Source organism: Rhodoplanes sp. P11, assembly GCF_964266735.1.
GTDB classification, from domain to species: Bacteria; Pseudomonadota; Alphaproteobacteria; order Rhizobiales; family Xanthobacteraceae; genus Rhodoplanes; species Rhodoplanes serenus.
In genome coordinates this window covers 394,970-418,578 of the sequence record NZ_CAXWGY010000012.1, presented here as the reverse complement: position 1 = coordinate 418,578, position 23,609 = coordinate 394,970, and the positions used below count along the sequence as shown (strand labels likewise).

The following is a 23,609-nucleotide window of genomic DNA, read 5'->3' as shown; positions in this document are numbered from 1 at the left end:
CACCATCTACGATGGTGAGGATCAGGTGTTGTTGCTTCAATGAGGCCGCGGCGGTGAAACCGCGGAAAGCGTAACCGTTCCGCTCTTATCAGACCGAAGTTGGTTAAATGCTTCAATGAGGCCGCGGCGGTGAAACCGCGGAAAGCGCTCCAGCAACCGGGTGCTCATCAGCAAGTTCATTAAGGCTTCAATGAGGCCGCGGCGGTGAAACCGCGGAAAGCGGGCTGGGTCTGCTCGGCCATGCTGTTGCGTTCCGCCCTGGCTTCAATGAGGCCGCGGCGGTGAAACCGCGGAAAGCGCGATCTCAAGCTTCTCAGGCTTCGGGGTCTTGTTGCTTCAATGAGGCCGCGGCGGTGAAACCGCGGAAAGCTGGACGGAGGCGACAGCGACACCAAGATCGCCGCTGGCTTCAATGAGGCCGCGGCGGTGAAACCGCGGAAAGCAGAGACAGCCGAGCAAGTGCAGGTCTCGCTGGCTCAGCTTCAATGAGGCCGCGGCGGTGAAACCGCGGAAAGCGACCAGCGCCAGCTCGGCCGAGATGAAGCGCAACACATGCTTCAATGAGGCCGCGGCGGTGAAACCGCGGAAAGCTGGTTGAGACCAACCCGGCGGGGGGGCGCAAGCTGGCCAAGCAGCTTCAATGAGGCCGCGGCGGTGAAACCGCGGAAAGCAGGTCGATGACAGCGACGAGGCTGCACCAGATGTCAAGCTTCAATGAGGCCGCGGCGGTGAAACCGCGGAAAGCATTGAACCGGCGTAAACGGTTTTGCAGACCCACTTAGCTTCAATGAGGCCGCGGCGGTGAAACCGCGGAAAGCAACCCCTTCTGAGCAATCGCGGAGGCGATCGTCGGGCTTCAATGAGGCCGCGGCGGTGAAACCGCGGAAAGCGTTGACCACCTACGCGGTGGGCGATCTGATCGTCGCGCTTCAATGAGGCCGCGGCGGTGAAACCGCGGAAAGCGCGGCGGACCTCGCCCATGCGGCGATCTCGGCCGAGATCGCTTCAATGAGGCCGCGGCGGTGAAACCGCGGAAAGCGCGCGACATAAGGGACTTCCACCCGAGGCGCGGCATCCCGCTTCAATGAGGCCGCGGCGGTGAAACCGCGGAAAGGCTGCAAGCCGTGGCCGATCACTATGGGTTCTCGACGCTTCAATGAGGCCGCGGCGGTGAAACCGCGGAAAGCAGCCCCGAGTTCTGAGCTTGCTTGCTGGTTAGATCCGCTTCAATGAGGCCGCGGCGGTGAAACCGCGGAAAGCCGGGTTTCGGACCGCCACCGAGGCGTGCGAGTTCGCGCTTCAATGAGGCCGCGGCGGTGAAACCGCGGAAAGCCGACCTGCCCGTCCTGCTCATCGGTGTGGGATCAGGACGGCTTCAATGAGGCCGCGGCGGTGAAACCGCGGAAAGCCGGCCCGGGCCGGCGGCGTTCACCTCTCCCGCAATCTGCTTCAATGAGGCCGCGGCGGTGAAACCGCGGAAAGCGTGTCGAGCTCAACCGGCACCACGATCGTCGTCGCTGGCTTCAATGAGGCCGCGGCGGTGAAACCGCGGAAAGCTCCCGGCGCAACGCGAGGTCGAAGATGGCTCGGCCGGCTTCAATGAGGCCGCGGCGGTGAAACCGCGGAAAGCCGCATCGATGCAGTATTTCCAGTGCCAGCGTCGTGGTCGCTTCAATGAGGCCGCGGCGGTGAAACCGCGGAAAGCTCGTCCTCCCGCCTCGTGGAGGCGTGGGCCGAGGTGCTTCAATGAGGCCGCGGCGGTGAAACCGCGGAAAGCTCGCGAGCGCGTGTGGGGCCATCATCTGGTTGGGCAGCTTCAATGAGGCCGCGGCGGTGAAACCGCGGAAAGCGTTTCACCTCCGGCCACGGCGGGATTCGAAGCGAGATGCTTCAATGAGGCCGCGGCGGTGAAACCGCGGAAAGCGCGCTGCAGCAGCTCGTCACGGCGCTCCATGGTGATGCTTCAATGAGGCCGCGGCGGTGAAACCGCGGAAAGCCTGTTTGGCGCGATGACGACGACGCCGAGCGCGGCACGGCTTCAATGAGGCCGCGGCGGTGAAACCGCGGAAAGCTCAGCTTGGCCGCGATCTGGCCGGCGATCGTCGTGGAGCTTCAATGAGGCCGCGGCGGTGAAACCGCGGAAAGCTCGTATATGGTCGGGATCAAGGGGTTCAAGTGGGAGCTTCAATGAGGCCGCGGCGGTGAAACCGCGGAAAGGATCGGCCGTGATGCCGATGTCGCGAATGATGTCGTCGCTTCAATGAGGCCGCGGCGGTGAAACCGCGGAAAGCATGCACGCGACGGGATTGAGGCGGTGCTTATACCTCGCCGTGCTTCAATGAGGCCGCGGCGGTGAAACCGCGGAAAGCTCGCCCGCCGCGCCCTTGGGCAATGGAAGGCGGACATCGCTTCAATGAGGCCGCGGCGGTGAAACCGCGGAAAGCCGGCATCGACGACGGTTACCTGTCGCCGCTGGTCAGGCTTCAATGAGGCCGCGGCGGTGAAACCGCGGAAAGCCGTGGTCGAGCGCAAGTCCGGCGACCACGAGGCGATGCTTCAATGAGGCCGCGGCGGTGAAACCGCGGAAAGCCGGCGCCGGCGCCGAGGCCCATCTATTCGGAGAGGCTGCTTCAATGAGGCCGCGGCGGTGAAACCGCGGAAAGCGCTCGCGCCAGCCGCCGAGGTCTTCCGACAGGGAATTGCTTCAATGAGGCCGCGGCGGTGAAACCGCGGAAAGCCCGAGACGATCGACCTCCGCGCGGCTGACGCGGACACGCTTCAATGAGGCCGCGGCGGTGAAACCGCGGAAAGCGGTGCAGTGGCGCCAATCAGCCTCAAGCACATTGTTGGCTTCAATGAGGCCGCGGCGGTGAAACCGCGGAAAGCCTGGACGACAGCGGCAGCAAGTTCGACGTGACCACGTTGCTTCAATGAGGCCGCGGCGGTGAAACCGCGGAAAGAATATAGCTCATTATCGAAATTCGGCGGACTATGAGGTGCTTCAATGAGGCCGCGGCGGTGAAACCGCGGAAAGCGGCCGAAACCATCGGATCGTATATTAACGCTTTCGAACGCTTCAATGAGGCCGCGGCGGTGAAACCGCGGAAAGCCGGAAGTGTTCCACCTCGCCCACCGGCGAGAAGTAGCTTCAATGAGGCCGCGGCGGTGAAACCGCGGAAAGCCCGTGATGTGTGTGGAGAGATGCCAAGAAACCATCCCGGCTTCAATGAGGCCGCGGCGGTGAAACCGCGGAAAGCATCGCGTCAGCATTCCGCATCACTATCTGCGGATGCTCGCTTCAATGAGGCCGCGGCGGTGAAACCGCGGAAAGCGCTACGCCACCCAGGCCGACGAGGTCGGGTGCTTGTACCTCGCTTCAATGAGGCCGCGGCGGTGAAACCGCGGAAAGAGGCCGTTAACGGCCTGATGACGGCGTTCGAGGAGTTGCTTCAATGAGGCCGCGGCGGTGAAACCGCGGAAAGCCGCGCGGCGGTGGCGGCGCAAGCGGCCAGAACAGCGGGCTTCAATGAGGCCGCGGCGGTGAAACCGCGGAAAGCCCCCGCTGCGCTCGCCGTGACGTCGGCCTGTCGTCGCGCGCTTCAATGAGGCCGCGGCGGTGAAACCGCGGAAAGCCACGCCAGGCCCACCGTGCCGGCCGAAATACTCGCGCTTCAATGAGGCCGCGGCGGTGAAACCGCGGAAAGAACCTTGCTGACGTATCTGAATTGTTACGGTTTAGCGAGCTTCAATGAGGCCGCGGCGGTGAAACCGCGGAAAGCTCGACAACCGGAAACGGGTCAAAGCTTGTCGAGACCGGCTTCAATGAGGCCGCGGCGGTGAAACCGCGGAAAGCCGCGGTGCATGGCGCGAGTCGGCCCGGTTGATGCGCCGCTTCAATGAGGCCGCGGCGGTGAAACCGCGGAAAGCGTTAATTTGTGTGACCGTCTTACTTTTTGTTTACATGCTTCAATGAGGCCGCGGCGGTGAAACCGCGGAAAGCAGCGATCGCGAGCGCCGCACACGGGAGGCTCACGAGCTTCAATGAGGCCGCGGCGGTGAAACCGCGGAAAGCACAGAGCAAAATTTGTTTATAATGAAATTGGAGAAGCTTCAATGAGGCCGCGGCGGTGAAACCGCGGAAAGCTTCCTTGAAGTGGACGATATAATATCGCCCTTGTTTGTGCGCTTCAATGAGGCCGCGGCGGTGAAACCGCGGAAAGCTGGGTTCACTAATTAATCACAGGAGTATTTTTTAATGGCTTCAATGAGGCCGCGGCGGTGAAACCGCGGAAAGCCTTGTCCGCCTTTAGATCAGGATATCTTACTTCAAAGGCTTCAATGAGGCCGCGGCGGTGAAACCGCGGAAAGATAACGTCGACCCGGCGCGCGCCGCGGCCGCGGGCAGGCTTCAATGAGGCCGCGGCGGTGAAACCGCGGAAAGCCTTCCTTAATTGCCGCCCAATGCCAACTGCCATTTTCGCTTCAATGAGGCCGCGGCGGTGAAACCGCGGAAAGCTGCACCAACACCGGGTTCACAAATTACATGGATAAGCTTCAATGAGGCCGCGGCGGTGAAACCGCGGAAAGCCCTTTTGTGTGAGTGTTCCGTTTCGATGTTTGAATGAGCTTCAATGAGGCCGCGGCGGTGAAACCGCGGAAAGCTCTACCCGCTGCCCGAGCAGGCCGCAGAGGCCAAGAGGCTTCAATGAGGCCGCGGCGGTGAAACCGCGGAAAGCTTCGTCTAATGTCGAATTACAGGTTGGGCAATTTTGCTTCAATGAGGCCGCGGCGGTGAAACCGCGGAAAGCAAATTTTCTACGATAGTGTTCAAATTTCGATTGGTAGCTTCAATGAGGCCGCGGCGGTGAAACCGCGGAAAGCCCGACTATACCGGCCGACGAGCCGACAAAAGATATGCTGCTTCAATGAGGCCGCGGCGGTGAAACCGCGGAAAGCGTCGGCTTCGGGCCGCCATGATCCTCGTAGCGCCACGCTTCAATGAGGCCGCGGCGGTGAAACCGCGGAAAGGTGCCATGCTTCGGCGATGATCACGCCATTCGTCGCCCGCTTCAATGAGGCCGCGGCGGTGAAACCGCGGAAAGCCACTGGTGCAGGTGGCACTGTCACTCAGGCTACGTCGCTTCAATGAGGCCGCGGCGGTGAAACCGCGGAAAGCCAAGTATAACAGAAAACGGTAATGCGGCTGATGCGCGCTTCAATGAGGCCGCGGCGGTGAAACCGCGGAAAGCTTGTCGAGTGGTTGCGCGGAGCTGGCATCAACATTCAGCTTCAATGAGGCCGCGGCGGTGAAACCGCGGAAAGCCACCCCGGCTCCGGCTCCGCAGCCGAAGCCCGCACACGCGCTTCAATGAGGCCGCGGCGGTGAAACCGCGGAAAGCAGACGCCGCCGACGAAGTAGGCTGCCACACGCTGGCGCTTCAATGAGGCCGCGGCGGTGAAACCGCGGAAAGCTCGCCCGTCGCGTCGTCGATCACGGGTTGTAGCGGCTCGTGCTTCAATGAGGCCGCGGCGGTGAAACCGCGGAAAGCTTGACACGCGGATGATTATATGCTCCGCATTGTTCGGCTTCAATGAGGCCGCGGCGGTGAAACCGCGGAAAGCCGTCATTTGAACATAAAGGTTACCGCCGATTGCGATGCTTCAATGAGGCCGCGGCGGTGAAACCGCGGAAAGTCGGAAGAGGCACGAAAACTTAACCATCATTTCGATGCTTCAATGAGGCCGCGGCGGTGAAACCGCGGAAAGCCTCAATGCCCAACAGCTCGGTTTTCACCGTATTACAAGCTTCAATGAGGCCGCGGCGGTGAAACCGCGGAAAGCATTGGAGGTACGATATACCCCTCGTTAATTAGCATTTGCTTCAATGAGGCCGCGGCGGTGAAACCGCGGAAAGCGCCGGTGTCATGTGGCGGATACCACGGCCTGTATATTGCTTCAATGAGGCCGCGGCGGTGAAACCGCGGAAAGGTTAATTGCCGATATCTTCGGCGACACGGTCTTACAAGGCTTCAATGAGGCCGCGGCGGTGAAACCGCGGAAAGGCCACGTTCCATCGCAGTTACGTGTCGCCGCGTGCTGGCTTCAATGAGGCCGCGGCGGTGAAACCGCGGAAAGTCCCGAAAATGCTGAGTTCGCAGGGGACCTCGTCCTGTCGCTTCAATGAGGCCGCGGCGGTGAAACCGCGGAAAGCGCGTCCGGCTTCGAGCGTGGCTTCCTGAAGATCCTTCAGCTTCAATGAGGCCGCGGCGGTGAAACCGCGGAAAGCCGCTTCAGGCCGCCCGACACGGCGGAGACGTGCTCGCTTCAATGAGGCCGCGGCGGTGAAACCGCGGAAAGCCGGCACATCGCGTCTGCGTGCGCGGTGGGGATGACGCTTCAATGAGGCCGCGGCGGTGAAACCGCGGAAAGCGTCACTCCGCGGCCTGCGGCAGCGCCGCGGCGTTGTTGGGGCTTCAATGAGGCCGCGGCGGTGAAACCGCGGAAAGCAGTCGGCGATCCTGGCCGCTCTCACGAAGGGCATCTTCTAGCTTCAATGAGGCCGCGGCGGTGAAACCGCGGAAAGCCACGTCGGTGCTTCACGGCATCCGGCGTGTCGACGAGCTTCAATGAGGCCGCGGCGGTGAAACCGCGGAAAGCCGCACTCGGTGCGAAGCTTGTCGAGACGTCGGATATTCAGCGCTTCAATGAGGCCGCGGCGGTGAAACCGCGGAAAGCGAGTGCGGCATCGCTTCGGATTTCGGACGGTCCGATGCTTCAATGAGGCCGCGGCGGTGAAACCGCGGAAAGCCGTCCGATCGCCGAGGCTGCCGTCGTGGCGGCTCTCGGCTTCAATGAGGCCGCGGCGGTGAAACCGCGGAAAGCGATTATTCGCGCGACGCTGATCCTCGCCTACGAGGCGCTTCAATGAGGCCGCGGCGGTGAAACCGCGGAAAGCCGCGGCGCGGAAACGACAGCCGCGCCCCTGTGGGCGCTTCAATGAGGCCGCGGCGGTGAAACCGCGGAAAGCGCGAACCGGCTCCCGATCAGATCTTCCGGAATGGTGCTTCAATGAGGCCGCGGCGGTGAAACCGCGGAAAGCATTAATACCCCGGTGCATCATAATCAGTAGATTTTGTAGCTTCAATGAGGCCGCGGCGGTGAAACCGCGGAAAGCGACCACACGGTGGTGCAGAAGCTCTACTGCCCGAACCGGCTTCAATGAGGCCGCGGCGGTGAAACCGCGGAAAGCGAAAATATTCGATTGTCAATGGATAATGATACGGCGCTTCAATGAGGCCGCGGCGGTGAAACCGCGGAAAGCGGTATTATCGCTAGTCGTCATTAAGGAAAAATACATGCTTCAATGAGGCCGCGGCGGTGAAACCGCGGAAAGCTCGGCCAGACCTTCGATGTCAACCGGCGGCAACTTATTGTCGCTTCAATGAGGCCGCGGCGGTGAAACCGCGGAAAGCCGCCCAAGGTGTCAACATGGCGTTAACGTTACCGTACTCGCTTCAATGAGGCCGCGGCGGTGAAACCGCGGAAAGCCGGAAAAGGCGGTAATCTTACCTATACCGAATTAGACACGCTTCAATGAGGCCGCGGCGGTGAAACCGCGGAAAGCGCCTCGTAGGCGAGGATCAGCGTCGCGCGAATAATCGCTTCAATGAGGCCGCGGCGGTGAAACCGCGGAAAGCTCTCGTTGCCTCCAGAGGCCGTGTGCTGGTGCATGTGCTTCAATGAGGCCGCGGCGGTGAAACCGCGGAAAGCTACCGGATCGCTGACGCTCATCGAGCGGCTACCCTAGCTTCAATGAGGCCGCGGCGGTGAAACCGCGGAAAGCTCGCCAACCTGTTCCGCGGGACGACGCTGCTCGGCGGGCTTCAATGAGGCCGCGGCGGTGAAACCGCGGAAAGCGCGTACCAACGTCTAAGAATTGGTAATTCATAGGTTTTCGCTTCAATGAGGCCGCGGCGGTGAAACCGCGGAAAGCTCTCAAGTTCTGGTCGTGGGACGATCTGGTTCGGTTGCTTCAATGAGGCCGCGGCGGTGAAACCGCGGAAAGCGTTTTTCCGGCAATTACGGCCGGATTAGGATTACTGTCGCTTCAATGAGGCCGCGGCGGTGAAACCGCGGAAAGGGCAGGTCAACGACAGGCAACTGGAGCTGATCAACGAGCTTCAATGAGGCCGCGGCGGTGAAACCGCGGAAAGGGACCCGATTAAGCCTCTATCTCAGACTTATTTTCGAGCTTCAATGAGGCCGCGGCGGTGAAACCGCGGAAAGCCTCAACTTCGATGCGAGCATCCTAAACACGCCACGAAGCTTCAATGAGGCCGCGGCGGTGAAACCGCGGAAAGCTCGATGCCGAGATCATCGACGGCCAATATGCGGGGCTTCAATGAGGCCGCGGCGGTGAAACCGCGGAAAGCCTTCGCACCGCGCCAAAGGTCGGCGATTTCTCCGACGCTTCAATGAGGCCGCGGCGGTGAAACCGCGGAAAGCTGTTTCATGGCGGCAACGTACACCGCAGATTTTGCGGCTTCAATGAGGCCGCGGCGGTGAAACCGCGGAAAGCTATACAAAAATATACGAAAATATACGAAAATAGAAAGCTTCAATGAGGCCGCGGCGGTGAAACCGCGGAAAGCGCCCGTCTTGTTTTTCCGGCCACTCGTCGAACGCACCGCTTCAATGAGGCCGCGGCGGTGAAACCGCGGAAAGCGTCGCATTCTCGGCCTCGCGGTGCGGCGCGACTTCGAGCTTCAATGAGGCCGCGGCGGTGAAACCGCGGAAAGCGATCATGTCCTCGGCCTCTTCTCGGTCGAACGGGATGCTTCAATGAGGCCGCGGCGGTGAAACCGCGGAAAGCCCGTCATGCCACCCTGATGCCCCCCTGATTACCTGATCGCTTCAATGAGGCCGCGGCGGTGAAACCGCGGAAAGCCCCTCTTTCTTGACCGAATTTTCGAGCATGTCTCGAACTTCAATGAGGCCGCGGCGGTGAAACCGCGGAAAGCCCGCCGGAACACGCTCTCCGAGTGCCCCTGACATATACTTCAATGAGGCCGCGGCGGTGAAACCGCGGAAAGCCTGATACTCGCCGCCCTCCGGCACCACGCCGAGGCTGGGACTTCAATGAGGCCGCGGCGGTGAAACCGCGGAAAGCAGGGCAGCAAGGGCAGCGGGAAGGCCGGCGGCGGCAAACTTCAATGAGGCCGCGGCGGTGAAACCGCGGAAAGCACGCCGCGCGTTTCTACGTCACGCACCAGCCGATCATGACTTCAATGAGGCCGCGGCGGTGAAACCGCGGAAAGCGAGTACTACGCGGGGGCGTGCTGCCAATGGGCGTGCGTGACTTCAATGAGGCCGCGGCGGTGAAACCGCGGAAAGCGCGTAGAGCTTGCAGGTGACCACGGCGCCGCGGTCGATACTTCAATGAGGCCGCGGCGGTGAAACCGCGGAAAGCGGCAACCGCCCGATCGCCGTCTCGATTGTCGTCAACGCACTTCAATGAGGCCGCGGCGGTGAAACCGCGGAAAGCGACCGTTTCGTCGTCCGCCGCCATTTCAGGTGTGACGTACTTCAATGAGGCCGCGGCGGTGAAACCGCGGAAAGCCGGGCGAGCCAGCCGAAGCCGCATACGCCGGACATCTTCACTTCAATGAGGCCGCGGCGGTGAAACCGCGGAAAGCAAGCTTTGGGCTTCGGCACGCTCAAGTCCATGAGGCTACTTCAATGAGGCCGCGGCGGTGAAACCGCGGAAAGCCGTCTGCCTGCAAGCCGCCGGAGCGGCAAGCGATTCGACGGCGTTTGCGAGCGCTCCCGGAATGGACGGCCGAGCGCCCGCCGAAGGGCTGCTCCGATCCTTCACGATGTCAAACAACCCGCGCTGGTGCAAGCCGAATCCCGCCCGCGAGCGGTCCCCGGGATTCCGCCGCCACCGCAGCGCTCGCGCGGCAGCGGCGACCTGCCGACAACGCCCGGCCATCATAACACCCTGGGAGGTCGCGGCATGGTCTGGGCGATCAAATCCGCAGCATCAGGCCCTTGGCTCGCTGGGTCCGGCCCCTTCGGTCCAACCGGCCGCCGGGGCGCGCCATATCGCCGGTTTGGTCTTCCATGACCCCTTGGGAGCGGCCGTCCCGCCGCCTCGGTGGCGGCGCGCCGCTCCGTCTTGCCGACCGCGACCATCGCGGTCGGCGAGGTGGGGCATCGCGACGCCGGGTCGCGCCACACGCGAAGATCGGCCGCCCGCCACCGCGGGACGCCCATTTTCCCAGCCATGCGCGGCGGGCGCCGCTGCCCTGCCGGCCTCCCGAGGCTGTCGTCGGGGTGGCGAAAATCCGCCACTCCATTGCCCTTATCGTTCATTTGCGCTAAGCCCCGCCGCGGGGAACCCGTGAGTTGGAGGACGCGATGGCCGAGCACGCCAGCGTGCAATACGAGACAGCGTCGGGCAACGATCTCGCCCAGCACGAAGCGACCTACCAGGGCTTTCTACAATTCGTGAAATGGAGCGTCGGCGCGACGGTGCTCGTCCTCGTCCTGATGGCCGTCGTGCTGGTCTGAAGACCGTTCCGGACCGCGGCGGCGGCGCGGGGCCGCAACGCCCGTCCGGTCATGCCTTTCGCAGGAGACATCATGAAGATCGCGATTTGTGCCGAGGCGGACGCTGCCGAACCGCGGGTCGCCGGAACCCCGGAGACGGTCAAGAAGATCAAGGCGCTCGGCGCCGATGTCGCGGTCGAGCCGGGGGCAGGGCTGAAGTCCGGCATCCTCGATGCGGACTACGAGGCGGCCGGCGCCACCGTGTCGCGTGACGCCGTGCGGGACGCCGACATCGTCCTCAAGGTGCGCCGGCCCAACGAGATGGAGCTGACCGCCTACAAGAAGGGCGCGCTCGTCATCGCCATCATGGACCCCTACGGTCACGAGGCGGCGCTCGCCGCGCTCGCCCGCGCCGGCGTGGTCGCCTTCGCAATGGAGCTGATGCCGCGCATCACCCGCGCCCAGGTGATGGACGTGCTGTCGAGCCAGGCGAACCTCGCCGGCTACCGCGCCGTCATCGATGCCGCCGCCGAGTATGGCCGCGCCTTCCCGATGATGATGACGCCGGCCGGAACGGTGCCGGCCGCCAAGGCGTTCATCATGGGCGTCGGCGTCGCCGGCTTGCAGGCGATCGCCACGGCGCGCCGCCTCGGCGCCATCGTCACCGCCACCGACGTGCGCCCCGCCGTGAAGGAGCAGGTGGCGAGCCTCGGAGCGAAGTTCATCGCGGTCGAGGACGAGGAGTTCAAGCAGGCCGAGACCGCCGGCGGCTACGCCAAGGAGATGTCCAAGGAGTACCAGGCGAAGCAGGCGGCGCTCGTCGCCGAGCACGTCAAGAAGCAGGACATCGTGATCACCACGGCGCTGATCCCGGGCCGCCCCGCCCCGCGGCTGATCACCGCCGAGATGGTCGCCTCGATGAAGCCCGGCTCGGTGATCGTCGACCTCGCGGTCGAGCGCGGCGGCAATGTCGAGGGCGCCAAGCCCGGCGCGGTCGTCGAGATCAACGGCGTGAAGATCGTCGGACACCTGAACGTCGCGGGCCGGCTCGCCGCCTCGTCGTCGGCGCTCTACGCCAAGAATCTCTACGCCTTCCTCGAGGTGCTGATTGACAAGAAGACCAAGGCGATCGCGCTGAACTGGGACGACGAGATCGTCAAGGCCACGGCGCTGACCAAGGACGGCGCGGTGGTGCACCCGAACTTCGCGCCGAAGACGGCGGCCTGACGGCGGCGGCGCGGCCGCGGACCCGGGTTCGCGGCCAGCTTCGCCGGGAACCAGACGACACGGCGCGGCCGACACGATCGAGCGGACCGTTCCGCGGGCCGCAGCCGGCGGCAAACAGGAATAGCGCGCCTCGTCCCGCGGAGGGAGCGGGCGCCTTCGTTCAAGGAGACGTGCGATGGAGCATGTGGCAAGTGCGATCGACCCGTTCATCTTCCGGCTGTCGATCTTCGTGCTGGCGGTGTTCGTCGGCTACTACGTGGTGTGGTCGGTCACCCCGGCCCTGCACACGCCGCTGATGTCGGTGACCAACGCGATTTCGTCGGTGATCGTAGTCGGCGCCCTGCTGGCGGTCGGTGTCGCGCTGGTCGGCGACGACAACGGCCCGCTGCTGGCGCGGGTGCTGGGTTTCGTGGCGCTGGTGTTCGCCTCGGTGAACATCTTCGGCGGCTTCCTGGTCACCCAGCGCATGCTGGCGATGTACCAGAAGAAAAAGAAGTGAGCGCGGCGGCGACCGCGACCCGACATGGTCGGCGCATCCGGGCGAGGGGGGCCGGATCGCCGCGGGGTTTCTCGTGCACCCTCCTCATTCCGGCCGTTCGCTCCGCCTGATCGACGGCGGTCGCGCATTGCGCTGAACGAGGACGATGTGACATGAACGCGAATATCGCCGCGCTTCTGTACCTGGTTGCAGGAGTGCTGTTCATCCTGGCCCTGCGCGGGCTGTCGAGCCCTGAGTCGAGCCGGCGCGGCAACATGTTCGGCATGATCGGCATGCTGATCGCCGTCGGCACGACGCTGGCGGCGCATCCGCCGGCCGGCACCGGCGCCTGGATTCTGGTGGTGCTCGGCATCGCGATCGGCGGCGGCATCGGCGCCGTCATCGCCCGTCGGGTGCCGATGACCATGATGCCGGAGTTGGTCGCCGCCTTCCACTCGCTGGTCGGCATGGCGGCGGTGCTGGTCGCTGCCGGCGCGCTCTATGCTCCGGCGGCCTTCGACATCGGCACGGTGGGCCAGATCCACGGCGCCAGCCTGATCGAGATGTCGCTCGGTGTGGCCATCGGCGCCATCACGTTCACCGGCTCGGTGATCGCCTTCGCCAAGCTGTCGGGCCAGATGAGCGGCGCGCCTATCATGCTGCCGGGCCGCCACGTCATCAACATCGCGCTGTTCTTGGCGATCGTCGCCCTGATCGTGGTGTTCGCGCGGACCGAGAGCTACACGGCATTCTGGGCGCTGACGCTGGCGTCGTTCCTGTTCGGCGTCCTGATCATCATCCCGATCGGCGGCGCCGACATGCCGGTCGTCATCTCGATGCTGAACTCCTACTCGGGCTGGGCGGCCGCCGGCATCGGCTTCACGCTCGGCAACTCGGCGCTGATCATCACCGGCGCGCTGGTCGGCTCCTCGGGCGCGATCCTGTCCTACATCATGTGCAAGGGCATGAACCGCTCGTTCATCTCGGTCATCCTCGGCGGCTTCGGCGGCGAGGTGGCGGGACCGGCGGCGGGCGCCGAGGCGCGCCCGGTCAAGCTCGGCTCGGCCGACGACGCCGGCTTCATCATGAAGAACTCCGGCAAGGTCATCATCGTGCCGGGCTACGGCATGGCGGTGGCTCAGGCCCAGCACGCGCTGCGCGAGCTGGCCGACAAGCTGAAGGCCGAGGGCGTCGAGGTGAAGTACGCGATTCACCCCGTCGCCGGCCGCATGCCCGGCCACATGAACGTGCTGCTTGCCGAGGCGAACGTGCCCTACGACGAGGTGTTCGAGCTGGAGGACATCAACTCGGAGTTCTCGCAGGCCGACGTGGCCTTCGTGATCGGCGCCAACGACGTCACCAACCCGGCCGCCGAGGAAGACCCCAAGTCGCCGATCTTCGGCATGCCCGTCCTCCAGGTGTGGAAGGCCGGCACCGTGATGTTCTCCAAGCGGTCGCTCGCCTCGGGCTACGCCGGCATCGACAACACGCTGTTCTATCGCGACAACACCATGATGCTGCTCGGCGACGCCAAGAAGATGACCGAGGAGATCGTGAAGGCGCTGGGCTGACCACTCGCTTGCGCCGGCGCGAGACATCGGTCGCCATGACATCGTCCGAGGCACGGCCCCGTCGGGGCCGTGCCTTTCTTTTTTCCCGGTTCGCGTCTGTTCGCTCTGGGCTGCTCTTTCTGGCGCTGGCTCTCGTCGTGACGGCGACCACAGAGGGGCGGGCCGAGCCGGTGCTTCCGGCGGCGCTGGCCGGAGCAGCCGAATGCGCGGCGGGCGCGGTGGCGGCCGTCGTCACCGAGCTTTATCTCGGGCGCAGCCGCGGCGGCCGGCGGGTGGTGAGCGACGCCGCGTGGGAGCGCTTCCTGGCGCGCGAGATCACGCCGCGCTTTCCGGACGGGCTGACGGTGCTCGACGGCCGTGGCCAGTGGCGCGACGGGGCGGCGCGAGTCGTCCGCGAGGCCACCAAGGTGGTGGTGCTGGTGACGCCGGCGACAGGAGGTGACCGGGCGACGGCGGGGGCCTCGCGCGAAGCGCGCGTCGCCGCCATCGTGGATGCCTACAAGCGCCGCTTCGATCAGCGCTCGGTGCTGGTCCTCACCCGTATGGCCTGCGCGCAGTTCTGACCGTCGGTCCACCGGATGCTGGATCGACGGCCCCGGACGCCGTGCTCTATGGTGCCGGATCGCCAATTCGAGGCGGAACGTTCGGTGCTCGATCAGGACGAGCCGACCCGCCCGAGCAAGCCGATGGGTGATACGATGCCGGCCACGACAGCCGCGCCCTGGTCCGACAAGCCTGCCCTCGCCGGGCAGGACATGGCATCCGTGTGGGACCTGGTCTCCATCGTGGCCGAGACGCCGCGGTGGTACCGGATGTCGGCGTGGTCGGGCCATGTTCCGTTCGCGCTGTGGCTGATCTCGGTGCTCCGGCCTGCGACCCTGGTGGAGCTCGGCACCTACAGTGGCGTCTCGTTCTGCGCCTTCCTCCAGGCGATGGCGCGCTGCGAGCGTGCCCGCCAGGCGGTGGCGGTCGACACCTGGCAGGGCGACGAGTTCACCGGGTCGTATCCCGAGCACCTGTATCTCGGCCTGAAGGCCCACTGCGAAGAGCAGTATGGCGGTCTGGCGCGGCTGCTACGGATGACCTTCGACGAGGCGCTGGACGAGGTTGCGGACGGCACCGTCGACCTGCTCCACATCGACGGCAGCCACACCTACGAGGCGGTGCGGCACGACTTCGAGACCTGGCTGCCCAAGCTGGCGCCCAATGCGGTCGTGCTGTTTCACGATGTCGCGGAGCGGCGCCCGCGGTTCGGCGTGTGGCGCCTGTGGGACGAGCTGTGCGGCCGGCACCGGACGTTGACCTTCGAGCACTGCTCCGGCCTCGGCGTGCTGGCGATCGGCCCCGACGTGCCGGCGCCGCTGGCGAGCCTGCTCAGCGATCCCGGCGAGCGGCCGCCCCCGGCTGCGCTGGCGGCGCGCCGACTGTTCGCTGTCTTCGGGGCCGAACTCCAGTTGCCGCCGGAGCCACCGCCGGTGGTGAGGAAGCGCGTGCCGCGCACCCCCGCCAACTTGTGGGCCTTCCTGACCAAGCGACCGCTGGTCTGAGAGTCCGTCGGAGTTTCCAAACGGGCTCTGAATCCTGCCGCAGCCTGCACGATGTCGTATCAGGTCCCGGCGGTCCGGCCGTCGGGGCGGGGCCGGCCGATACAGGGCGCCGCCGTGGCGGCGCCCTGTGGGCTCATCTCAGATCAGGCCGAGGCCCTTGAGCACCGAGAGCATCACGGCGGCCGCCGCGACCGAGCCGATCTGGCCGCCGCAGTTGGCTCCCATGGCGTGCATCAGCAGGAAGTTCTGCTTGTTGTAGCGCTGGCCCTGCGCCTGCACGACGCGGGCCGCCATCGGGAAGGCCGAGATGCCGGCGGCGCCGATCAGCGGGTTCATCTTGCCGCCCGACAGCGTGTACCAGATCTTGCCGAACGCCACGCCGACCACGGTGTCGAGACAGATGGCGATGAAGCCGAGCGCGAAGATCGCCAGCGTGGTCGGCTTGAGGAACGCCTCGGCCCCCATGGTGGCGCCGATGGCGACGCCGAGGAACAGGGTCGCGATGTTGGCGATCTCGTTCTCGGACGCCTTGGTGAGGCGGGTGACGGCGCCGCACTCGCGCATGAAGTTGCCGAGCATGATGGCGCCCATCAGGGGCAGGCCCTTGGGCGCGATCAGGCCGGTCACGACGGTGACGACGATCGGGAACAGGAGCTTGGTGGTGGGCGACACGCTGCGTTTCACCGCCGGCATCGGGGTGGCCCGCTCCTTCTCGGTGGTCAGCGCCTTCATGATCGGCGGCTGAATGATCGGGACGAGCGCCATGTAGGAGTAGGCGGCGACCGAGATCGGGCCGAGCAGCTCGGGCGCGTATTGCGACGCGACGTAGATGGCGGTCGGGCCGTCACAGGCGCCGATCACCGCGATCGACACGGCCTGGAGATGTGGGAAGCCGATGGCGAGCGCCAGCAGCAGCGTCAGGAAGATGCCGCACTGGCCGGCGGCGCCGAACAGCAGGATCTTGGGGTTCTCCAGCAGCGGGCCGAAATCGGTCATCGCCCCGATGCCGATGAAGATCAGCAGCGGGAACAGCTCGTTGGCGATGCCCATGTTGTAGATGCTGCGGAGGAACCCGGTGTCGTCCTTGGCCATCTGCTGGAGCGCCTCGGGGGCCGCGGGCCCCATGGCGTCGAGCACCTGCTTGGCACCGATGTCGATGCCCTGGTGCATCAGCTCGCTGCCCGGGATGTTGACGAGCAGGCAGCCGAAGCCGATCGGCACGAGGAGCAGCGGCTCGACGTCCTTCTTGACGCCGAGATAGATCAGGGTGCCGCCGATCAGCAGCATCACCATGTTCTTCAGGCCGGCGATCGTGAACAGCATCTGAAGGCCGGCCGTGAGGCCCAGGAGGCCCTCGAAAATTCCTTCCGTCATCGCGGGACTCCCCCTCTAGCCGCGGTTGGACTTGTTTCCGTCCTCGGCCGAGAGCGGAAAGAGCTTCTTGAGGATCTGGATCGACCAGATGAGGATCGCGAGGGTCAGAAACGTCCCCCCGATGCCCACCACCATCATGGTGAGTCCGAAAGTCAACTTGTCCATGCTGTCTCCCCGTGCGTGGTGGTCGTCGCGTCAGGCGAACGCCTTGATGCCGGTCTGCGCCCGGCCGATGACCAGGGCGTGGATGTCGTGCGTGCCCTCGTAGGTGTTCACCGCCTCGAGGTTCTGGGCGTGCCGCATGACGTGGTATTCGATCTGGATGCCGTTGCCGCCGTGCATGTCGCGCGCCGTGCGGGCGACGTCGAGCGCCTTGCCGCAGTTGTTGCGCTTCATCAGCGAGACCAGCTCGGCGGTGGCGCGGCCCTCGTCCAAGAGGCGGCCGAGGCGCAGCGCGCCTTGCAGGCCGAGGGCGATCTCGGTCTGCATGTCGGCGAGCTTCTTCTGCACCAGCTGGGTGGCGGCGAGCGGCCGGCCGAACTGGGTGCGATCCAGCACGTAGTCGCGGGTGCGCATCCAGCAATCCTCGGCGGCGCCCATCACCCCGAACGCGATGCCGTAGCGCGACGGCGACAGGCAGCGGGTGGCGCCCGCCATGCCGGAGGTGCCGGGCAGCACCGCGTCGTCGGGCACGAACACGCCGTCCATGACCACCTCGCCGGTGATCGAGGTGCGCAGCGCCAGCTTGCCGCCGATCGGCGGGGTCGAGAGCCCGGCCGCGCCGCGCTCCACCAGGAAGGCGCGCAGCAGCCCGTCCTCGGCGACGGAGCGCGCCCACACTAGAATGAGGTCGGCGATCGGCGCGTGGGTGATCCAGATCTTGGAGCCGGTCAGCCGCCAGCCGCCGGTCACCCGGTCGGCGCGGGTGCGCATGCCGGCCGGGTCGGAGCCGGCGTCCGGTTCGGTCAGCCCGAAGGCGCCGACGATCTCGCCGCTCACCAGCTTGGGCAGCAGGGTGGCGCGTTGGCGGTCGCTGCCGTAATGGAAGATCGGATGGGAGACCAGCGACGACTGCACGGTGATGATGGTGCGGAAGCCCGAATCGACGCGGTCCAGCTCGCGCGACACCAGGCCGTAGCCCACATAGCTCGCCCCGGCCCCGCCGAAGTCCTCCGGCAGGGTGACGCCGAGCAGGCCGAGCTCGCCCATCTCGCGGAAGATCGCCCGGTCGGTGCGCTCGTTGAGGTAGTCGTCGATCACCCGCGGCTGGAGCCGCTCCTGCGCATAGGCCCGGGCGGCATCACGAATCATCCGCTCGTCGGCGGTGAGCTGGTCGTCGAGGTGAAACGGGTCGTCCCATTGGAATGCGCCGCCCAGCGGGTCGATGGTAGGCTGGGCGCGGTCGGTCTCGGCAATGCTCATCGCAACGTCCCCTTGTCTGGGTGGCCGGAACCTCTTATCCCGCGTGCTGCTCGATTATAACGAACCCCTATAGCCCGAAGAACAGTGAAATCCCCATGCCGGATCAGCTTCACGCGCGCGTGGCTGCCTTTCTCGATACGCAACACGTGATGTCGCTGGCGACCGCCGGCCCGAACGGGCCACATGCGGCGAATCTGTTCTATGTGCGCGACGGGCTGGGGCTCGTCTGGGTGTCCGATGCGGGCTCTCGCCATTCGCTGGACATCGCGTCGAATCCGGCCGTCGCGGCGACGGTCGCACCCGACACGGCGGAGCACGCCGCGGTGCGCGGCGTGCAGATGCACGGCCGCGCCGCCCGGGTCGACGATGCGGCCGAGGCGCAGCGGCTGCGTGCCGCGCTGGCCGAGCGCTATCCATTCCTGAAGGAGCTGGCCCGCGCGCCCGAGGCGCTGCGGTCCGCGTTCGCGCAGGTCGCCGTCTATCGGCTCGATCCCGACGACGTGGTGCTGATCGACAACAGCCGGGGCTTCGGCCACAAGGAGCGGCTGATGCTGCGGCGCGAAGGCTGAGCGCGCAGTGCGCTGCGGCCGCGCTACTCGGCGGCGCGGCGGGCCGCCAGCTTGGTGAACTTCTTGGTGATGAAGTGGCGCTTCAGGCGCGAGATGTGATCGATGAACAGGACGCCGTTCAGATGGTCGATCTCGTGCTGGATGCAGGTGGCGAACAGGCCGTCCGCCATTTCCTCGTGCGCCTGCCCGTCGAGGTCGGTCCAGCGCACCCGGACCCGCTCGGGCCGTTCGACGTCCTCGTGGACCTCCGGGATCGACAGGCAGCCTTCCTCGTAGACATTGGTCTCGTCCGACGACCAGACGATCTCTGGATTGATGAAGACGCGCGGCCGCTTCTCCTCGTCCTTGCGCGAGATGTCCATGGTGACGACGCGCTTCGCCACCCCGACCTGGATGGCGGCGAGGCCGATGCCGGGGGCGTCGTACATGGTCTCGAACATGTCGGCCACGAGGGTGCGGATCTCGTCGTCGACGGTCGTCACCGGCTCGGACACCAGACGGAGCCGCTTGTCGGGGAGAAGGAGGATGTCGCGCAGGGCCATGGCGGCGAGGATGTAAGGGGAGACGTGCGGGCCGTCAAATCCGGGCTGCTACGGCCGGTCTCGGCCGCATCGGCGGCCCGGTCAGGTGCCGCGCGGCTTCGCCCGGCGGGTCGCCGGGGCGGCCAGCGGGTCGTCCGGCCACGGGTGCTTGGGGTAGCGGCCGCGCAGGTCGGTGCGGACATCCGCGTAGGAGCCGCGCCAGAAGGCCGGCAGGTCGCGGGTGATCTGCACGGGCCGCTGCGCCGGTGACAAGAGCTCGACGATCAGCGGCACCCGGCCGCCGGCGACCGTCGGGTGCTGGTCGAGCCCGAACATCTCCTGGACCCGGACGGCGAGCCGCGGCCCCTCCGGGTCGGCATAGTCGATCGGCAGGCGCGAGCCCGAGGGGGCGTCGAAATGGGTCGGCGCCTCGTGATCGAGCTTTCGGCGCAGGTTCCACGGCAGCAGCGCGTGCAGCGCCTGGGACAGCGCGTCGGCGCCGAGGTCCGACAGTGCCGTCTTGCCGGCGAGCGCCGGGGCGAGCCAGTCGCCGATGGTGGCCGCGAGGGCGGCATCCGAGAGGTCGGGCCATTCGTCGCCCGAGCCGTCCCCTTCGTGGCGGTGCAGGAAGACGACCCGGTCGCGCCACTGGGAGAGCGCCGCCGACCACGGCAGGCGATCGAGGCCGAGCGTGCCGATGCCCTCGGCGAGCGTCCGCGCGGTGCTCGCGTCGGGGACGATGCGGACCGGCCGCTCGGCCAGCGCGATCGCCCCGAGGCGGCGGGCGAAGCGGCCGCGCAGCGACGCGGCGGCGGCATCGAACGTCACCTCGTCGGTCTCGACGATGCGGTCGGCGAACAGTGCCTCAATCACCTCGGCGGCGAGCGGCGCGGCGAGCAGCACCCGGGCATTGGCGGCGCTGCCGGCGAGATCGGCGACCGCCAGATAGGGGGCGCGGGCGAGCGGCGAGGCGGGATCGACCGAGGCGCCGCGGCCATTGGCCATCAGCACGGCACCGCTGCCGCCGCCGCGCGCCTTGGCGACGCGGTCCGGATAGGCGAGCGCCAGCAGGGCGCCGACGGCGCCGTCGTCCTTCGGCAGGCGGGCGTTGGCGGGCAGCCCGAGATCGCCGCCGGCGCGGCGGCCGGCGGCCGCGATCTCGGCCCAGCGCGCCGCCATCCGGCGCGCCTCCTCGGCGCGGCGCGAGCGGTCGCGCCGCAGGCCCTCGACCCGGTGGCGGAGGTCGACATCGGTGCCGCCGAGGCCGCGCTCGGTCAGCACCGCGGCGATGTCGGCGGCGAGCGGCGCGGCGCCGAGCCCGGCCGCCGCCAGCACCATCCGGGCGAGCCGCGGCGGGAGCGGCAGCACGCGCAGGCGCTGGCCCACATCGGTGATGCGGCCGTCCGGATCGAGCGCCCCGAGCTGGCCGAGCAGCGCCCGTGCCTCGGCGAGCGCCGGGGCGGGGGGCGGATCGAGGAACAGGAGCTTGGCGGGGTCGCCGACGCCCCAGTGGGCGAGATCGAGCACGAAGCCGGCGAGATCGGCGGCGAGGATCTCGGGCTGCACGAAGGGTTCGAGCGAGGCGGTCTCGCGCTCGTCCCACAGCCGGTAGCAGACGCCCGGCTCGGTGCGGCCGGCGCGGCCGCGCCGTTGGTCGGCGGCGGCCCGCGACACCCGGACGGTCTCCAGCCGGGTCAGGGCGAGGTCGGGCTCGTGGCGCGGCACCCGGGCGAGGCCCGAATCGATCACCACCCGCACCCCCTCGATGGTCAGCGAGGTCTCGGCGATCGAGGTCGCCAGCACCACCTTGCGGCGGCCCGGCGGGGCCGGTGCCACCGCGCGGTCCTGCACGTCGGCATCGAGTGCCCCGTAGAGCGGCACCACGTCGACGGCCGGATCGGCGAGCTTTTCGGCGAGGAGGCTTTCGGTGCGGCGGATCTCCCCGGCACCCGGCAGGAAGACGAGGATCGAGCCCGGCTCGGCCCGCAGCGCCCGCAGCACCGCGTCGGCCACCTGCGGCTCCAGGTGCCGGGCGGGATCGCGCGGCAGATGGCGGGTCTCGACCGGGAAGGCGCGGCCTTCGCTCGCGATCACCGGGGCGTCGTCGAGATGCTTGGCGATGCGGGCGCCGTCGATGGTGGCCGACATCACCAGGAGCCTCAGGTCCTCGCGAAAGCCCTGCTGGGTGTCGCGGGCGAGCGCCAGGCCGAGATCGGCGTCGAGCGAGCGCTCGTGAAACTCGTCGAACAGCACCGCCGCCATCCCGTCGAGGGTGGGGTCTTCGAGGATCATGCGGGTGAACACGCCCTCGGTGACCACCTCGATACGGGTCTTGCCCGAGATCTTCGAGCCGAAGCGGACGCGGTAGCCGACCGTCTCGCCGACGCTCTCGCCGAGCGTCGTCGCCATGCGGGCGGCGGCGGCGCGGGCGGCGAGGCGGCGCGGCTCCAGCACCAGGATCTTGCGGCCCGCCGCCCACGGCTCCCCGGCCAGCACCAGCGGCACCCGGGTGGTCTTGCCGGCGCCCGGCGGGGCGACCAGCACGGCCGCGTCGCGAGTGGCGAGCGCCGCCGTCAGGGCCGGCAGGGCCTCGTCGATCGGCAGCGGGGCGTCGAAGCGCGAAACACTCGTCATCACGGTCCTGTGCAGCCGCGCGGGCTGGACATTAACTCCAAATCGAGCCCACCCTTGCGGAAAGGCCCGGTTCTTGCCCCAATTTACGGAGGCGTAACCACACTTGGCCTGTTCCGGGACAGGTGCCCCGCGCGAGACGCCAGAAACAAGCTGGGACGGACGATGGCAACCCCCACCACCGAGACCGCCCGGATCGACGCCAGCCGGACCGACACCCTTCGGACCGACGCCGGCCGGGTCGATTGGGTCGACACCGCCAAGGGCCTCTGCATCATCATGGTGGTGATGCTGCACTCGACCTTCGGGGTCGAGGCGGCAGCCGGCCGCGAAGGCTTCCTGCATGTCGTGGTGGCCTTCGCCAAGCCGTTCCGGATGCCCGACTTCTTCCTGATCTCGGGGCTGTTCCTGGCGCGCGTGATCGACCGCGACTGGCGCACCTACACGGACCGCAAGGTGGTCCACTTCGCCTACTTCTACCTGCTGTGGATGACCATCCAGCTCGTCGTCAAGGCGCCGGTGCTGGCGGCCGAGCACGGTTGGGCCGGGGTGCCGGGCCAGTGGCTGCTGGCGCTGATCGAGCCGTTCGGCACGCTGTGGTTCATCTACCTCTTGCCAGTGTTCTTCGTGCTGACGAAGGCGGCGCGGCAGCTCCGCGTCCCGCCGCTCTTGGTGTGGCTGGTCGCCGCTGCGCTGGAGATCGCCCCGATCCACACCGGCTGGACCGCGATCGACGAGTTCGCGGCGCGCTTCGTGTACTTCTATACCGGCTATCTTCTCGCCACCCGGGTGTTCGGCCTGGCCGAGACGGCCGCGGCGCGGCCGCTCGCCGCCGCGGCCGGCCTCCTGGCCTGGGCGGTGATCAACGGGGCGCTGGTGTTCGGCGGCTATGCCGAGCTGCCGCTCGTCTCCCTCGCCCTCGGCTTTGCGGGGGCCGGCGCCGTGATCGTGCTGTCGGTCCTAATGGCGAAGACGCGCCTGTTCGATCCAGTGCGCTTCTGCGGCGAGCACTCGATCGTCATCTACCTCGCCTTCTTCCTGCCGATGGCGGCGACCCGCATCGCGCTGCTGAAGACCGGGGTGATCGCCGATGTCGGGACGATGTCGGTGATCGTGACGCTCGCCGGTATCGCCGGGGCGCTGGCGATCTGGTGGGCGGTGCGTGGCACCCGCCTGTCGATCCTGTTCGAGCGGCCCGACTGGGCCCATATCGCGCCGCGCCGCGCCCCGCGGTTGCAGCCGGCCGAGTAGAACGGCGACACTCACCGCTCACGCGAGGAGCCCATGCCGCTGCGCATCGTCCGTCTCGGCACGCCGCGGGCGCCCGACGAAGGGCTGCGGATCGGTACCGTGCGGCGGCCCCCGCGCGGTGTGCGCAAGGATCGCTGGGCGGCCGACGACTGGTTCGACGTCTGGCTGCCGGAGCTGTCACCGAGCCCGGACCTGGTGGCGACCGCCCATGCGGCAGCGACTCCGGCCGACTGGAAGGCATTCACGCGCGCCTTCCGGGCCGAGATGAACGAGCCGACGGCGCGCCGGCTGCTCGATCTCTTCGCGGCGCTGTCCCATCATGCCGCGGTGTCGATCGGCTGCTATTGCGAGGACGAGACCCGCTGCCATCGCGCGGTGCTGCGCGAGCTGCTGTCGGCGCGCGGCGCCTGGATCGTGTAGGCCGGCACTGGCGCGGCGTCGCGGCCGTGTATAGTGCGCCGCGCCGA

General features: G+C 66.8%; 14 protein-coding genes and 1 CRISPR repeat array (1 of these 15 cut by a window edge). Of the genes, 9 read left to right on the top strand and 5 right to left on the bottom strand.

Features of this window, described 5'->3' with window-relative positions; genetic code table 11:
* Window positions 1–9,769: direct repeats of the CRISPR family, unit length 36 nt; unit sequence GCTTCAATGAGGCCGCGGCGGTGAAACCGCGGAAAG; it reaches 2,554 nt to the left of the window's first position.
* 650 nt (window positions 9,770–10,419) lie between these two features.
* From ACFQUV_RS11095 to ACFQUV_RS11070, 6 genes are all read left to right on the top strand, one after another.
* Window positions 10,420–10,572 carry an aa3-type cytochrome c oxidase subunit IV gene (locus ACFQUV_RS11095; RefSeq protein WP_111388376.1) on the top strand — a complete coding sequence of 51 codons (153 nt, stop codon included), beginning with the start codon at window positions 10,420–10,422 and terminating at the stop codon, window positions 10,570–10,572.
* A 72-nt stretch (window positions 10,573–10,644) separates the two neighbouring features.
* The gene (locus tag ACFQUV_RS11090; RefSeq protein ID WP_129608719.1) at window positions 10,645–11,778 is read left to right on the top strand and encodes a Re/Si-specific NAD(P)(+) transhydrogenase subunit alpha; all 1,134 of its coding nucleotides are present in this window, start codon (window positions 10,645–10,647) and stop codon (window positions 11,776–11,778) included.
* Window positions 11,779–11,953: 175 nt separating this feature from the next.
* Window positions 11,954–12,277 carry a proton-translocating transhydrogenase family protein gene (locus ACFQUV_RS11085; protein ID WP_111388374.1) on the top strand — a complete coding sequence of 108 codons (324 nt, stop codon included), beginning with the start codon at window positions 11,954–11,956 and terminating at the stop codon, window positions 12,275–12,277.
* Between the two features lie 152 nt (window positions 12,278–12,429).
* A complete protein-coding gene (locus ACFQUV_RS11080) occupies window positions 12,430–13,827 on the top strand; it encodes an NAD(P)(+) transhydrogenase (Re/Si-specific) subunit beta (protein ID WP_129608720.1) in 1,398 nt (465 codons plus the stop codon).
* A gap of 137 nt (window positions 13,828–13,964) precedes the next feature.
* Window positions 13,965–14,390 (top strand): DUF3574 domain-containing protein, encoded by a 426-nt coding sequence (locus ACFQUV_RS11075; RefSeq protein ID WP_165363849.1) that lies wholly within the window; start codon window positions 13,965–13,967, stop codon window positions 14,388–14,390.
* Between the two features lie 135 nt (window positions 14,391–14,525).
* Window positions 14,526–15,374 (top strand): class I SAM-dependent methyltransferase, encoded by an 849-nt coding sequence (locus ACFQUV_RS11070; RefSeq protein ID WP_207211439.1) that lies wholly within the window; start codon window positions 14,526–14,528, stop codon window positions 15,372–15,374.
* A gap of 138 nt (window positions 15,375–15,512) precedes the next feature.
* Here the strand turns inward: ACFQUV_RS11070 and ACFQUV_RS11065 are convergent, their stop codons facing one another.
* The 3 genes from ACFQUV_RS11065 to ACFQUV_RS11055 are packed head-to-tail and all read right to left on the bottom strand — an operon-like array spanning window position 15,513 to window position 18,170.
* Window positions 15,513–16,748: a sodium ion-translocating decarboxylase subunit beta gene (locus tag ACFQUV_RS11065; RefSeq protein ID WP_129608723.1), complete on the bottom strand. Its 1,236-nt coding sequence runs from the start codon at window positions 16,746–16,748 to the stop codon at window positions 15,513–15,515.
* 15 nt (window positions 16,749–16,763) lie between these two features.
* The gene (locus ACFQUV_RS11060; RefSeq protein WP_111388246.1) at window positions 16,764–16,913 is read right to left on the bottom strand and encodes an OadG family protein; all 150 of its coding nucleotides are present in this window, start codon (window positions 16,911–16,913) and stop codon (window positions 16,764–16,766) included.
* Between the two features lie 30 nt (window positions 16,914–16,943).
* Window positions 16,944–18,170, bottom strand: coding sequence for an acyl-CoA dehydrogenase (locus ACFQUV_RS11055; RefSeq protein ID WP_129608724.1), 1,227 nt, complete (start codon window positions 18,168–18,170; stop codon window positions 16,944–16,946).
* A gap of 95 nt (window positions 18,171–18,265) precedes the next feature.
* Between ACFQUV_RS11055 and ACFQUV_RS11050 the strand changes: the two genes are divergently transcribed.
* Entirely contained in the window at window positions 18,266–18,739 is a 474-nt protein-coding gene (locus ACFQUV_RS11050; RefSeq protein ID WP_129608725.1) for a pyridoxamine 5'-phosphate oxidase family protein, read from the top strand.
* Window positions 18,740–18,762: 23 nt separating this feature from the next.
* Here ACFQUV_RS11050 and ACFQUV_RS11045 read toward each other — a convergent pair whose 3' ends face one another.
* Together ACFQUV_RS11045 and hrpB are read right to left on the bottom strand one after the other, a co-directional pair.
* A complete protein-coding gene (locus ACFQUV_RS11045; protein ID WP_129608726.1) occupies window positions 18,763–19,281 on the bottom strand; it encodes a peptide deformylase in 519 nt (172 codons plus the stop codon).
* 81 nt (window positions 19,282–19,362) lie between these two features.
* The gene (gene hrpB, locus ACFQUV_RS11040; RefSeq protein WP_129608727.1) at window positions 19,363–21,894 is read right to left on the bottom strand and encodes an ATP-dependent helicase HrpB; all 2,532 of its coding nucleotides are present in this window, start codon (window positions 21,892–21,894) and stop codon (window positions 19,363–19,365) included.
* A gap of 162 nt (window positions 21,895–22,056) precedes the next feature.
* On the opposite strand from hrpB, the gene ACFQUV_RS11035 reads away from it, so the two are divergent.
* Both ACFQUV_RS11035 and ACFQUV_RS11030 read left to right on the top strand, forming a co-directional pair.
* Entirely contained in the window at window positions 22,057–23,142 is a 1,086-nt protein-coding gene (locus tag ACFQUV_RS11035) for an acyltransferase family protein (protein ID WP_129608728.1), read from the top strand.
* Between the two features lie 33 nt (window positions 23,143–23,175).
* On the top strand, window positions 23,176–23,562 hold the full coding sequence (locus ACFQUV_RS11030; RefSeq protein WP_129608729.1) for a DUF488 domain-containing protein: 387 nt from the start codon (window positions 23,176–23,178) through the stop codon (window positions 23,560–23,562).
* Window positions 23,563–23,609: the final 47 nt, after the last annotated feature.

Bases quoted from the DNA above. Each gene is read 5' to 3' on its own strand.
- ACFQUV_RS11095 (WP_111388376.1), top strand. From the start codon at position 10,420: ATGGCCGAGCACGCCAGCGTGCAATACGAGACAGCGTCGGGCAACGAT.
- ACFQUV_RS11090 (WP_129608719.1), top strand. From the start codon at position 10,645: ATGAAGATCGCGATTTGTGCCGAGGCGGACGCTGCCGAACCGCGGGTC.
- ACFQUV_RS11085 (WP_111388374.1), top strand. From the start codon at position 11,954: ATGGAGCATGTGGCAAGTGCGATCGACCCGTTCATCTTCCGGCTGTCG.
- ACFQUV_RS11080 (WP_129608720.1), top strand. From the start codon at position 12,430: ATGAACGCGAATATCGCCGCGCTTCTGTACCTGGTTGCAGGAGTGCTG.
- ACFQUV_RS11070 (WP_207211439.1), top strand. From the start codon at position 14,526: ATGCCGGCCACGACAGCCGCGCCCTGGTCCGACAAGCCTGCCCTCGCC.
- ACFQUV_RS11065 (WP_129608723.1), bottom strand. From the start codon at position 16,748: ATGACGGAAGGAATTTTCGAGGGCCTCCTGGGCCTCACGGCCGGCCTT.
- ACFQUV_RS11060 (WP_111388246.1), bottom strand. From the start codon at position 16,913: ATGGACAAGTTGACTTTCGGACTCACCATGATGGTGGTGGGCATCGGG.
- ACFQUV_RS11055 (WP_129608724.1), bottom strand. From the start codon at position 18,170: ATGAGCATTGCCGAGACCGACCGCGCCCAGCCTACCATCGACCCGCTG.
- ACFQUV_RS11050 (WP_129608725.1), top strand. From the start codon at position 18,266: ATGCCGGATCAGCTTCACGCGCGCGTGGCTGCCTTTCTCGATACGCAA.
- ACFQUV_RS11045 (WP_129608726.1), bottom strand. From the start codon at position 19,281: ATGGCCCTGCGCGACATCCTCCTTCTCCCCGACAAGCGGCTCCGTCTG.
- hrpB (WP_129608727.1), bottom strand. From the start codon at position 21,894: ATGACGAGTGTTTCGCGCTTCGACGCCCCGCTGCCGATCGACGAGGCC.
- ACFQUV_RS11035 (WP_129608728.1), top strand. From the start codon at position 22,057: ATGGCAACCCCCACCACCGAGACCGCCCGGATCGACGCCAGCCGGACC.
- ACFQUV_RS11030 (WP_129608729.1), top strand. From the start codon at position 23,176: ATGCCGCTGCGCATCGTCCGTCTCGGCACGCCGCGGGCGCCCGACGAA.